Annotated in this window: 10 protein-coding genes and 1 pseudogene; 5 read left to right on the plus strand and 6 right to left on the minus strand. The window is 38.9% G+C overall.

The annotated features are described in order from the left end of the window. Positions 1–95: 95 nt before the first annotated feature. The 4 genes from MST17_RS06120 to MST17_RS06135 form a co-directional block, all read right to left on the minus strand. Complete coding sequence (locus MST17_RS06120; RefSeq protein ID WP_180026338.1) at positions 96–1,052, minus strand: TauD/TfdA family dioxygenase; 957 nt, start codon at positions 1,050–1,052, stop codon at positions 96–98. Between the two features lie 221 nt (positions 1,053–1,273). Next, the gene (locus MST17_RS06125) at positions 1,274–1,408 is read right to left on the minus strand and encodes a hypothetical protein (protein ID WP_257221407.1); all 135 of its coding nucleotides are present in this window, start codon (positions 1,406–1,408) and stop codon (positions 1,274–1,276) included. Then, complete coding sequence (locus MST17_RS06130) at positions 1,401–2,612, minus strand: MFS transporter (RefSeq protein ID WP_180026337.1); 1,212 nt, start codon at positions 2,610–2,612, stop codon at positions 1,401–1,403. The genes MST17_RS06125 and MST17_RS06130 overlap by 8 nt, the downstream gene beginning before the upstream one ends. A 243-nt stretch (positions 2,613–2,855) precedes the next feature. Beyond that, a complete protein-coding gene (locus MST17_RS06135) occupies positions 2,856–3,920 on the minus strand; it encodes an OmpW family protein (RefSeq protein ID WP_180026336.1) in 1,065 nt (354 codons plus the stop codon). Positions 3,921–4,365: 445 nt separating this feature from the next. Here MST17_RS06135 and MST17_RS06140 point away from each other — a divergent pair, with 445 nt between their 5' ends. Further along, positions 4,366–4,545, plus strand: coding sequence for a hypothetical protein (locus MST17_RS06140; RefSeq protein WP_078190224.1), 180 nt, complete (start codon positions 4,366–4,368; stop codon positions 4,543–4,545). A gap of 60 nt (positions 4,546–4,605) precedes the next feature. On the opposite strand, the pseudogene MST17_RS06145 reads toward MST17_RS06140, so the two are convergent. Both MST17_RS06145 and MST17_RS06150 read right to left on the minus strand, forming a co-directional pair. Then, positions 4,606–6,065, minus strand: a pseudogene (locus MST17_RS06145) (diguanylate cyclase domain-containing protein). A 198-nt stretch (positions 6,066–6,263) separates the two neighbouring features. Continuing rightward, positions 6,264–7,052 (minus strand): hypothetical protein, encoded by a 789-nt coding sequence (locus MST17_RS06150; RefSeq protein WP_180026335.1) that lies wholly within the window; start codon positions 7,050–7,052, stop codon positions 6,264–6,266. A gap of 294 nt (positions 7,053–7,346) precedes the next feature. On the opposite strand from MST17_RS06150, the gene uvrB reads away from it, so the two are divergent. The 4 genes from uvrB to MST17_RS06170 all read left to right on the plus strand — a co-directional run bounded on the left by uvrB (position 7,347) and on the right by MST17_RS06170 (position 13,078). Beyond that, the gene (uvrB, locus tag MST17_RS06155) at positions 7,347–9,368 is read left to right on the plus strand and encodes an excinuclease ABC subunit UvrB (protein WP_180026334.1); all 2,022 of its coding nucleotides are present in this window, start codon (positions 7,347–7,349) and stop codon (positions 9,366–9,368) included. 154 nt (positions 9,369–9,522) lie between these two features. After that, on the plus strand, positions 9,523–10,113 hold the full coding sequence (locus tag MST17_RS06160) for a lipocalin family protein (protein WP_180026333.1): 591 nt from the start codon (positions 9,523–9,525) through the stop codon (positions 10,111–10,113). A gap of 134 nt (positions 10,114–10,247) precedes the next feature. Continuing rightward, positions 10,248–11,180, plus strand: coding sequence for an EamA family transporter RarD (rarD, locus tag MST17_RS06165; RefSeq protein WP_180026332.1), 933 nt, complete (start codon positions 10,248–10,250; stop codon positions 11,178–11,180). Positions 11,181–11,398: 218 nt separating this feature from the next. Continuing rightward, on the plus strand, positions 11,399–13,078 hold the full coding sequence (locus MST17_RS06170) for a hypothetical protein (protein WP_180026331.1): 1,680 nt from the start codon (positions 11,399–11,401) through the stop codon (positions 13,076–13,078). Positions 13,079–13,361 lie beyond the last annotated feature (283 nt).

Consider the following 13,361-nt stretch of genomic DNA (forward strand, 5'->3'; position numbering starts at 1 on the left):
TCTTATTGTTTTAAAATTTTAATTATTTGGAGTTATTGCTCAAACACGGATTTTACAGGGTTATTTATTTTTTATTGTTGGCATGAAGTTCAACATTAGTATGGTCGTCCTCCTGCTAGGCTAATTCGCTTTAATAAGCGGCGTTGGTCTGAAGGGAAAGGGCGGCGTGAGTGTAAAGTGGCTTGGTTATCCCAAAATACAATGTCACCTTCTTCCCATTGATGTTCATATCGAAACTCAGGTTTCAATAAATGTTCACGTAAGGATGCAATCAATTCACTGCCTGACTGATCATCGTAGTGAACCAATTCCACTTCAGATCGTTCATTTAACCACAGACCTTTACGGCCACTTTCTGGATGGGTACGTACAAGCGGATGTGGATAGGCATGTCCAACAATCGGTTGGTCTTTGAAACGGTAAAGCGGTGTAGCGCCATATCCCGTTGTGCCTTTATTATTTTTGGCACGGACAAATGGGTTGTATGTAATGAGTTGAAGTTGGTCTAAATGTTTTTGTGTCACTTCATCTAAAGCTTCATAGGCTTTAATGGTGTTATACCATGAGGTTTGTCCACCGTCTTGTGGCAGTTCAATGGCATAGAGTAATGAACCAAAAGATGGCAGCGGAGTCCACTGATGATCTGCATGCGCAGCCAATTCACCATGTCCAGTATAGTCACCTTTGCCGACTGCATTTGACACAGGTACGACGTCTGGTGGTGTACCGGTATCATCTTGTGACGCTAACACTGGAATATCTGCACCGGGACGGAAGATTGAACCGAAGTAGCTTGCAAACGCGAGATACTGTAAATCATCTAGACTTTGATGTTTAAAAATTAAAATCAAGTGTTCTGCCAGCGCTTGTTTTAAACGGTAGATGGTTTCCCCAGACTGTGCTTTACACGCATCTAAACCATAAACCACAGCCCCCAAAGCTTGGTCATGTTGCACTTCAATACGAATTTCATTGCCATCTTGAAAATGTTCTGCTTGATGCCAACGCGGAGCATCATGGATGGCTTGTGAAAGTTGAGTTAATGCGGTCATTTCATAAGTTCTCAAATTGTTCTTTATTGAGACTTAATCTATGGAAGAAAGCGCAGGATGGAAAATTAAAAAATAAGCTAAGTTTATGAAAAAACGTATGATTAATACTAATATGCTGAAAATGCAGCTTTTATTGAATCGTGTAGTAAATAGCTAAAAAACTGCTGTTGTAGTGTTGATAAAACAGCAGTTTGGATCGGAATTAAGATTTCAATACGTCTTTAATGTGCACAAAACGCTTGGTTAAAGTATTCGAATAATTCAGGCGTTTGGCTCCATAAGCCGATGGATAAAGCCAACAAGGCCAGAATACTGATAGCAATACTGAGTCGGAACCATAATGTTGAATTAGTCATGAATGACACTTTCCTCATTAACCATGAAATGTACCAATACCCCAAAAATACTCAGGACAATCGAAAAAATCCAAATGGCATCATAGTTACCGGTCATATCGTGGTTCACACCACCCAACCAGCCACCAAAAAATGAACCGACTTGGTGAGTAAAGAACACGATACCACTCAGCATACTGAGATATTTAACGCCAAACATATTGGCCACAATACCGTTGGTGAGTGGTACGGTAGAAAGCCATAATAGTCCCATAATGACGCCAAATGCATAGATTGTCCATGTGCTTAAAGGCAGCAAAAGAAAGGTAATAATGGCAATACCACGTAATCCATACAGTCCCATCAACAGCTTTGGTTTGGAATATTTGCCACCGAGCCAACCAGCTGTGTAGGTGCCGACAATATTAAACAGTCCAACGAGCGCGAGGAAAATAGTGCCCGTAGTGGCATTAAAGCCATGATCGATTAAATATCCCGGAAGATGGATGCCAATAAACACCACTTGGAAGCCACAGACAAAGAAACCGAGTGCTAGAAACCAAAAGGGTTTATGCTCCCAAGCCAATTGCAAAATTTGTTTAAAAGTCAGAGAGGCTTCATGCGTATTAGTTGCATTTGGTGCAACATACATTGGTGCTTTTAGCATCCAAGCTAAAGGAATAATAAGCGCAATTAAAATGGCGCTGACCACCAAAGCCGAAGACCAACCCAATTTTTGCAATAGCAGTAATGTAGAGGGCAGCATAATGAACTGACCAAAAGAACCTGCTGCACTGGCAATACCCATGGCTAAACTACGTTTGTCTGGATGCGCTGCACGTCCTACGGCAGAAAGTAATACTGGAAATGATGTGGCTGAGAGAGCCAAACCCAGGATTAAACCTGCGCTTAAATTAAGAAGTAAACCGGTAGAGCTGATGGCCATGAGTAATAGCCCTAGGGCATATAATGCACCCCCGACGGCGACCACGATCTTACTGCCATATTTATCTGCAAAAGCCCCAGTAATTGGCTGTACAGCACCCCAAATTAAGTTTTGCATGGCAATGGCAAGGCTAAAAACGTTATGTCCCCAACCAAATTCATCACTCATCGGCACGAGATAGAGGCCAAATGCATGACGCACCCCTAAAGACAATGCCAAAATAATAGCACTGCCAATGAGCATGTAAATCAGGGGCTTTGAGAAACGAGTATCAGACATACAGCAGGCTACATTCTTTAAATTTAATCCAATGGTATTCGAATAAACGCAGAGTTGCGATTAAATTTAATTCACCAAACAATAAATTTTTTTTATAGGTAACTATGGATGAATAAAGGAAATTGACACAGCAGAAATTCAAAAGTGTCTAAATGAGATTGAAAAGATATCTCAGAATAAAAGACCATATGTAGCCTAATAAAAAAGACGGCTGTAGCCGTCTTTTTATATTTAGGTTATTAATTAGAAACGCATACCGATACCTGCATACGCAAGGATCGGGTTTACTTCAATATCGGCTTTAGATTTGATCAGTTCACCATGTGTCGCATCTGTAACGGTAATGGTGGTTTCATTCTGTAGGTGTGCATAGCTAACAGAACCTACAGCAAACCATTTGTCATTGAAGTCATAAGTAAAACCAGCTGTCACAACAGGTGCAAAGGCATCAGTTGCATCTAGTTCCACTTTGGGTTTTGCATTTGGATTGGGACTACCATCTAGTGCAGCCCCAGCTTTATTATCAAGAATATTATAAATCATGTGACCAGCTGCGATGAGGTCTTTTTCGGTTTGTGGATTAATTTCAAGTTCATTGAAATAAGCATACATAAGACCCAATCCGACATATGGACGGAATTTATTGACGCCAGTTTTTCCGAAATGGTATTGGAACTCAAATGCAGGCGTCCAAGCACGTGCCGAAGCTGCAGCACCATGTGCTTCTAAATTAGTAATAAAAATATCATTGTCTAAATTTATGGTACCTACAATTGGTTTAGCAACAGCACTAAATGGAGCATAAATTTTACCTTTACCTTGTAGGTCAACTTTTGGAGGAACTCCAGCTTTCATTTCAAAGGAAATGTTATCGGTAAAGAAATAATTGGTCATAATCCCAAGTGTGGTTACGTCGTCGGCTTCAAGACCTGTACCAGGGTTATCCCAAGATTCTAAACCATAGATTTGTGCTGAACCACTCATAAAGCTAGGAAGACTACTATCTGGATTGAGTCCATTAATTAAATTTACGAGCCAATTAGCTAATCCACTAGAGTTCTCTACTCGATTGTCTATGACCGCTTGAGTTGAAATTTGTCCAACATCAGATTGAATACCTTCATAAGCGGCTGTTTTGACGTTAAATGGTTGTGCCTTACCCTGAGGCATAACATGTAATGCCCCGACAGAAACAGAGAAACGTTTGAAGCCATCGCCATCTTTTAAACTAAAATATGGTGAGTCTGCATGACTGAGCATAGGTAGGGCAGCCATAGAAGCAGCAATGCACAATACACTTTTTTTCATTTTAAAGGACTCCATGTCCGTAAATTGATAATAATTTTTCTAAGTGCTCATTATTCAAAATTAGTGCGTAAAAAATGTTATAGAAAACAAGAATAAACGTAATAGTCCTGTAACATTTTTGATGATTTGTATTATTTGAAGGCTTTAATTAGGTATTTGTGTAAAAAAAATCTAACTTTTTTGAAATTTAGAAATGGTTCTATCTATTTGTAAATACTCAATATTTATTGACATAAATGACAGTGCTTTGGTTGATTTGGGTCAATAAATTAGTTTAAAACGACCATATTTAAAGCAGTTTTTTGTGCTGTTGTCCTCTATAGATATAAAAATTCATAGCTAATTATGGAGTCTTTATATGTCAATCGAGGCTAATCACTCAAAGCCTTTTACACCAAAACCATTTTTTTTGTACAATAGCGCCAGATTCAATTGAGTTATTCGTATGAGTACGCAAAACCCTCCCAAGAAAAAGGCTTTAGTTAATTTGCCTTTTCCGATTAAAAAAGCTGAAGATAATGCTTCGGATGAAATCTTTGAAGATATGCGTCCTAAACCTCAGCGTTATGCTGACCGTACTTGGATGCCACCACGCGGTACACGTCGTTCGATGGGTAAGCGTTAAGAGATTTAAATAAAAAAGCCATGGTTCAAACCATGGCTTTTTTATTGCAAATTATTGATGTTAATTACGTATTTCAGACTGAATTCTGCGGTCTTTATTGAGATAATACTTTTTCTTCTGACGATACATGTCCAAATCGGCACGTTTAAGCATATCGTCCATCCGCTCATTCAGCCCATTGGTGGCACAGCCAATCGAGATACTCATCGGTTGATTAGAATAAAATTGGTTATCGACCAATAACAACTCATTCAAACTTTGTAAGCAGTTTTGCAGCGCTGCATCATCTGCACCCGGTAATAGAATGACAAATTCATCACCGCCAATGCGCGAAGCAGAATAGGGCGTATGCTGAATAAGTTGGTTTAAAATGTTGCCCAGACGTCTGAGGATACTGTCACCAGCATCGTGCCCAATACTGTCATTGAGTTCTTTTAGTCCATTTAAATCAATAAAAATACAAGAAACAGGACGTAATTGATTGCGTTCGAGACGATTGAGTTCTGCGATATAAAATGAACGGTTATAGAGTTTGGTCAGGACGTCATGTTTACCTAAATATTCAAGATAATTTTCAGCCTTTTTACGTGCGGTAATATCAGTCAGAGCAACCTGCACGGTGCTCCAGTCGTCGAGATAATCAGGAAATACAGTAAATTGTAGTAAGACGTGGCGAATACTGCCATCAAGTGCATAATTTATAGCTTCACGTTGATGATGTAAATTACCATTCCAAAGTTCAATCAACTGTTCTTTAAATGTTTGAAGCATCTCTTTGGCAAATACTTTATGTACATTTTTGAGCAATATTTCTTTGTTCGGAGCGCCAAACAAATCAAGGGTGGCCTGATTAACATCAACGATCAGTATTTCCTTGATACACTCTTGTACAAAATCGGGGTGAACATCCAAAAATGTCACAAAATCTTCTATACCTAAAGCGCGAAGTTGATCTAATTTTATTTTAATCCGGCTGAAATCTTCTACCCAAAGTGAGGTTGGCGAATAATGGAAACGCGCTTCTGCTAAATGACGACTTTGTTCTTGTAAACGGCAAGCTTCGGTATAAGACGTGATATCTTCAGTTGTAATTAAAACAGCTGATAAATCCTGCTCATGATTTGGTAGGACGATGCCTTTGAGTTGAATGTCTAAACGTTGCCCACTGAGCGGTATAGTTCACGGCAGAATGGGAAAAATGTGTTTCACCATTCCATAATGCAACCAATTCTCTAATATGTGTTTGACACATCTCCGCCTGAAAAACTAAATCAAGGTTTTGACATAAATGTTCAATATTACGCGCTTGATACAGTTCTAACGTTTTTGTGTTGACCTGTAAGATTTTTATTTTTCTTGCACATTGCAGAATACGTGATTCATCTTGTTGAGGAAAAGTGGAGAGATCCTGCACACCTTGCTGACGCCAGAGATCAAATTGTTTTTTGACTTCACTGTAATCTTCAAGCCACATGGCAATGGGGGATAGCTCAAAAAAAAGGAGAATCTAGCATGTCTATTTTATGTGCTCGTCATTCTTCATGATAATTACAGCATGTAGTATAAGACGAAAAAAATGATATTAAAATAATGTGATATGTAAAATAAGTTTTATTTTTAGTGTGACTTATGTCGCTAAAAGTCGTTAATTCAACTTAGATAAAAAGCCAATGTAGACTTTGGCTTTTTTAGGGGGGGAGATATGGTGAAAAAAGTCTTTAGCGGTTGGCTTTACGGGCTTTATTTTCAGGCTTTGGTGCAGCGATTTCACGTTCAGCTTTCCAAACATCAATGAAATCTTTTTCATTGATATTATAAAGTTCAAGTAGGGCTAAAATAACGCCGCCAAACATCATCGGGCCTTCAGAGTTGCTTTGAAATTCAAATATTTTCCCATTCAGCGCATGCAAAATATCTTCAATTTCAAAAATACGGTCACGACCATTACTGTCTGTTGGGTACATTTGGGTATTCAGGACAATTTTCGCAAGACTTTTTTCATTATCTGTTAAGGCCAGTACATCAACCAACTCATCTGTTGAAGGTGCGAAAATAACCGAATCTCGATAAATCGTATGTAAAAGTTTCGAGGTGAGTTTTGGTAATGCTTTTTCAACGAATGGACGGAAAGAAATAGGGAAAATCACATTGCTGGAAATCCCCTTAAACATGGGAGCAATTTCTTCAACTTTATAGCCAGCGACACCACAGCCAATCGAAGTAATGAAATATTTGGTCTTCGGATGATTCTTGGTATAGATTTTAAAATCATCAACATAATATTGAATCTGAGACAATGGCATTTGTTGTAAATGCTCATTCATGGTTGGAATAGCAAAACTTTGACCAGCCCATCCACGACCAATACCATTCATTGCACCAAAATGCTCTAGGGCAGTACGCGCTGCACCGCCAGTATGTTGACCTGCCATATTGCTGCCAAAAACAAAAATAGTATCTTCGGGTAGGTTTTTAACAATACTTTCGTCATGATATTGGTAAGTCATAAGTTTGATCTGTGGCGTCCTTTTGTTCATGTTGCAGGTGAAATTTACATAGGTCAAGTATCAATAAGGGATAAATGAACGCTTTATTCCTGAGTTTTTTTAGAGCCAAGAGTTTCCTCAAGAAAAACATGCGAAATCAGGCGAATTATTTTTCAAACATGAGAAAAATCTATGGGGTTATGTTGAATTATAATTTTACAGTCTGTACATGCCTCTGGTATTTACATAAATTTAGCGTTGTTTTGTGCAACTTTGCCCTCATAATAAAGCCATATAAAACTGTTGAAGAAGAGTGTGATGCAGGAACAGCCTTTTGAACTGGTAACACAATATCAGCCGGCAGGTGATCAGCCTCAAGCGATTGAGAAATTGGTGAAGGGGATTGAAAAAGGAATGCATGATCAGTTGCTCTTAGGGGTAACAGGTTCAGGTAAAACCTATACCATGGCAAATGTGATAGCACGCACGCAACGTCCAACGATTATTATGGCGCATAATAAAACTTTGGCTGCGCAGCTTTATGGCGAGTTTAAAGCCTTCTTTCCGCATAATGCCGTGGAATACTTCGTCAGTTATTATGACTATTATCAACCCGAAGCCTATGTTCCATCTTCAGATACTTTTATTGAAAAAGACTCATCGATTAATGATCACATTGACCAAATGCGTCTTTCGGCAACCCGAGCATTATTAGAACGTCGTGATGCAATTATTGTAGCGTCAGTTTCAGCCATTTATGGTCTAGGTGACCCGAATGCCTATATGAGTATGCTTTTGCATATCGTGGAAGGTGACCGTATCAGCCGTGATGACATCATTCGTCGTTTGGTGGAAATGCAATACACCCGAAATGAACTCGAATTCCTACGTGGCACATACCGTATCCGTGGTGAAATTATTGATATTTTCCCTGCAGAATCGGATCAAAATGCCATTCGTATCGAATTGTTTGATGACGAAGTTGATTCAGTTCGATGGTTTGACCCATTGACGGGCAAGCTAGTCCGTAAAGTGCCACGTATTACGATTTATCCAAAGAGCCATTATGTAACACCTAAAGATAATTTACAGCGTGCAATTGGGACTATTCGAGAAGAATTAACTGAACGACTCGGCTTTTTCCGCGCCAATGATAAATTACTCGAAGCACAGCGTATCGAACAGCGAACACGTTATGACTTAGAGATGATGCAGCAGCTTGGCTATACCAATGGTATTGAAAACTACTCACGGCATTTGTCAGGTCGTCCCTCAGGTGAAGCACCTCCGACTTTGTTTGATTATGTACCTGATGATGCTTTATTAATCATTGATGAATCGCACGTTACCGTTCCGCAAATTGGGGCTATGTATAAAGGTGACCGTTCACGTAAAGAAAATTTGGTCAATTACGGTTTTCGTTTACCAAGTGCGCTTGATAACCGCCCAATGAAATTTGAAGAATGGGAGCGGATTATTCCTTCGACCATTTATGTCAGTGCAACGCCTGCACATTACGAAATGGAAAAGTCTGAACAAGTCGTTGAGCAAGTGGTTCGACCCACAGGTTTGGTCGACCCTGAAATTGAAATTCGTCCAGTGTTAACGCAAGTGGATGATGTATTGTCAGAAATTAATAATCGTAAAAACTTAAATGAGCGTGTATTGGTTACGACATTAACCAAACGTATGGCAGAAGATTTAACTTCATATTTGAAAGAATATGGTATTAAGGTCGCTTATTTACATTCTGATATTGACACTGTTGAGCGCACTAAAATTATTCATGAATTGCGTTCAGGTGTATACGATGCAATCGTTGGGATTAACTTGCTGCGTGAAGGCTTAGATATGCCAGAGGTGTCTTTAGTCGCCATCTTAGATGCTGACAAAGAGGGGTTCTTACGTTCTGAGCGTTCTTTGATTCAAACCATTGGTCGTGCAGCGCGTAACTTAAACGGTAAAGCGATTTTATATGCAGATCGTATGACCGACTCCATGCAAAAAGCCATTGATGAAACGGATCGTCGTCGTAATTTACAAATTGCATTTAACCTTGAACATGGCATTACGCCACGCAGTGCAGTGCGTCAAAACGTCAATGATATTGATACAGGTGAAGTGCTGACAGATGATGAAATCGATGCAAAAATTTCAGATCAGGCTAAGGCATTAACTGCAGATGAAAGTCATTTGATGTCTGATCCAAAACTTTTAGCAAAACATATGAACAAGCTGGAAAAAGAAATGCTAAAAGCGTCTAAGGATTTACAGTTCGAACAAGCCGCTCGATTACGCGATGAAATCTTGCGTTTAAAAGCACAGATGATTTCATAATTTTGTTAGACAAGATGCGGCATATTGTTTGAATTACATACATAATTCAGACAAGAAAATGATTTTTAGAGCAATTTTTTCCGCTAGAGTAAAAACACGAGAGAGAGAATTACTTAATTTTCATCGAATGTTTTGCATCGAAATGAGGCATAAAATGACAACAACGAATCTTCCGAAAGCTGGTTTTAAGCTCGCAAAAATTGCACTTGGTGCAGCAGTGTTAATTGGTTTGGGTGCAGCCACAATGGCCTATGCACAGACGAAACCTTTACAGACTGTGGAAAAAGTCGAGCTCGATCGTTATTTAGGTATGTGGTATGAAGTTGCTCGTAAGCCTTTAGTCTTTCAAAAAAGCTGTGCTCGTGATGTTACAGCGGTCTATACCTTAAATGAAAACGGCAATATTAATGTCAATAATCGCTGTGTATCGAAAGATGGCACCAAGAAACAATCAATAGGCGAGGCATTTGTACAAAATGCACCGTTTAACTCAAAATTAAAAGTCAGTTTCTTACCTGAAGCGATTCGTTGGTTGCCTGTGGGGCGTGGTGATTATTGGGTGCTCAAAGCCGATGAAGACTATCAAACAGTCTTGGTGGGTGAACCCCGTCGTAAATATATGTGGGTGCTATCTCGTTCGGCTCATCCAGATCAGGAAGTGATTCAGGAATATCTAAATTATGCTCAATCTGTCGGTTATGACTTATCAGATATTATTCATACCAAGCAAACAGTAAAACCATAAAACCTAAATATTTGAACAAATGCTAAAAAACCATGCCTGTGCATGGTTTTTTATTTGCTAGAATGTCTCTGCGAAAAGCTTGATTGATCAAGCAAAATATCAAATTTATGGTGTATTTTGGACTGGAGTGGAAGATGTATAAAGGCGTTGCATTGTCTGTATTGGCATCGGTCACTTTTGGTATTTTGTATTTCTTTACCATCTTTTTAAAACCTCTAGATAGCGAGCAAACTTTTGCATGGCGCATGTTGGCGACCTTGCCATTTTTAACCTTATTTATGTGGTGGATGAAAGATTTAAACAAAGTCAGTGAAATTTTTTGGCGTGTGGTCAAGCAACCGATCTTTCTCATTTGGTTAATCATTAGTTCATTTTTATGTACTACACAGCTTTGGTTGTTTTTGTGGGGACCAATTAATGGCCGAGGGCTAGAAGTATCTTTAGGGTATTTTCTATTGCCCTTAGTGATGGTTCTGGTTGGATGTGTACTGTATAAAGAAAAGCTGTCTAAATGGCAGATGGCTGCCGTGGCATTGGCAATTTTAGGGGTCGGCCACGAAATTTGGCGTATTGGCAGTATCGCGTGGGAAACTGTCTATGTCGCTGTGGCTTACCCGATTTATTTCTTTTTACGTCGTACCTTTAAAACCGATCATTTGGGTGGTTTTTGGTGGGATCTTTGCTTAATTTTGCCTGTAGCCTTTTATTTAGGATTTATTCATAGCGATAGTTTAGAGCTAATGTCGTTATTCCCGTATCTGATTTTGGCGGTTTTAGGACTGGGTTTTCTGAGTGCGCTTGGCTTAGGTAGCTATATGTTGGCGAGTCGTTATTTGCCATTTGTGATTTTTGGTTTGTTGAGTTATTTAGAACCCGTGTTGTTAGCTTTTGCATCCATCGCATTGGGGGAGCGAGTAGAAGCCGAAGAATGGCTGACCTATATTCCAATTTGGGGTGCGGTATTGTTATTGGTGATAGAGGGTGTTTTGCATCTGTTTAAACAAAAGCAAAATGAACGTGCGCTAGCAAAAAATGTAAAAGCGTTAAATGATCGAATCGATTCTTAGACTGAAAATGCTGGTACGATAAATTGATCAGTTTACAATTAATGCTTGCTGTTTTTTAATAAAATCTTAAACTTAGAAAACTAAAACACGCCATGATTCAATTTATTGTTTAGGAAGAACAGCATTGAATGATGGTGTACAAAAATATTTATTTTAGATAAAAATAAACTGAAATCGATAAAAGATCGATTAAAGAACCAAGATACAGGAAGCAGTCAGTGGTTGTCCCATTTCATCAAAGCGCTAAACTTTTACAGCTAGAGCCTGTGTTGGATCAGCATTGGCGGAGTATTGTATCTGAAGTATGCACTGATCTTGATCAATCCAATTTAGCACAGATACAGCAGGTGTTATCGCAAAAAGGTATTCGTTGGGAGTCTTCATCACAGTCGTATCAAAGAGATGTACCGATGAATTTGGGCATGCTGATGAAAGTACTAAAATATGATGTCATGCGTGAGCATGCACAGTATTTGGCAACACAGCTCGAAGAACTTCGAACATTGACAATGAGTATTCAAGTTGCGCAAAAATTAGAAGAAAACCTAGCCTATATCAATAAAATAGATGCCGAAGAAGATTTTGAATTACAGCATGAAAAAAACGTATTACATCGGCATTTCATTTTAAATGCTGCACAAATCATCCGTGAAATGGATTTGATTGCGCCGAGTGATGCACGTGAACTCACTGCCCAGCAAGTCAAAATTTTCTTGATCGAAATTTTCTTAAAGTCACATATGTTGGGGCAATTTTTTGATGCCACTATCCCGAAATCGTCTGAGATTTGGCAACATCCGATTTTTAAATACTATTTAAAGCGTGAACAAAAAACGCGATATTTACAAATTGTACAAACATCTGAGTTTATTTATATTTTGTCACCTGATTTAGATTGGACGACGCAGTATTCAGCTACACGGTTTTTATCGACAAAGCACAATGATGCCTTAGCAGACGACGTTTTTGATGGGGTGGCCATAGATTTAACTACTGCTTTAGAGAATCAGCAAATAGAACAATTAAAAATTCAAGTGTCAAAGCTAGCATCCATTGCAGGTTTTATACATTTAGATCTACAAAATTTAATGCAGCAACTCCATATACGGGTAGATAAGCATCTACTTTTGATGCTGCATGTAGAGGATGCCACTCAACAATTGGCGACGGTTTTACCTGTTTTTGAGCAGCAGTTCAATGAATTGATTTTGAAGCCATTACATCAGACTGTTCAATTTCAACTAAGTGAGCAGATACAGCATGATTTTGTCTTTTTTCATTGCATGCAAATATCTCAGAAGCTCATCACGAGTCTAAATGTCTTGAGTAGTTGCCCTAAGTTTGAGGCAAGTTTGGAGTTGAAACGACTGCGACTTCAACTACAGGCTTGGCAAGTACTGTTGTTGAAACGGTGTACGCACATTTTTAATGTTCAAAACGAAGATGAGTGGGAGTTTCATCATCATCAGTCACAGCAAATTCATACGGCGCTGAAGGCGCTCTTGCAGTCGGTCGATGATCAACAGAAGATCTTTGCTACAGAAGCAACTGTAGAAAATATGGGTACCCATGGCGCGCATGTTGGATTTTCCAAACGCATGACGAAAACAGGGGATTATGAAAGCCTTGAAGCCGATGCTTTAAAAGCGCAGCAGCAAAAAAAACGACAAACTTATATGCAGGTTTTAATGTTGCTGAAGGAACATGCGTCACAGCTCGTCAATCTCGATTTTGAGCCATGTGAAAATGCCTTAAACGTGCGATCTTTTAGTGATCAGAGATATTTTGCGATTAGTGCTGGAGAGAATAGTTTAAATGCACTTCCGAAAATATTAGAGCTGAGTGCAAATTTCTTTGATTTTAATCTGGAAAAGTTTGCTGAGAATCTGAAAAATTAACAGAATTTTAAATATTGATCTGACTTTAAAACTAATGTTAGGCAGTAACATTAGAGGCGTAATTTGATTCAAATAAAAGAACGATACGCGGTAATGTCATCCGCAATTGTCTGAGACAAGGTTACTTCTAATAAAAAATGTTTTTGCGATACTTTGAATAAATTGACGGTAGTGAACGAGTTTTGCGGTGAGGAGCATTGCTCCGCAAGATTGTTTCCTTACGAAGCATGCTTCTCATTTTGCCAAATGAGAAACAACGTTTCGTAAGAGTACCTCCAGCTGA

The sequence above is a fragment of the Acinetobacter sp. YH16056_T genome, from assembly GCF_024605895.1.
GTDB classification, from domain to species: domain Bacteria; phylum Pseudomonadota; class Gammaproteobacteria; order Pseudomonadales; family Moraxellaceae; genus Acinetobacter; species Acinetobacter amyesii.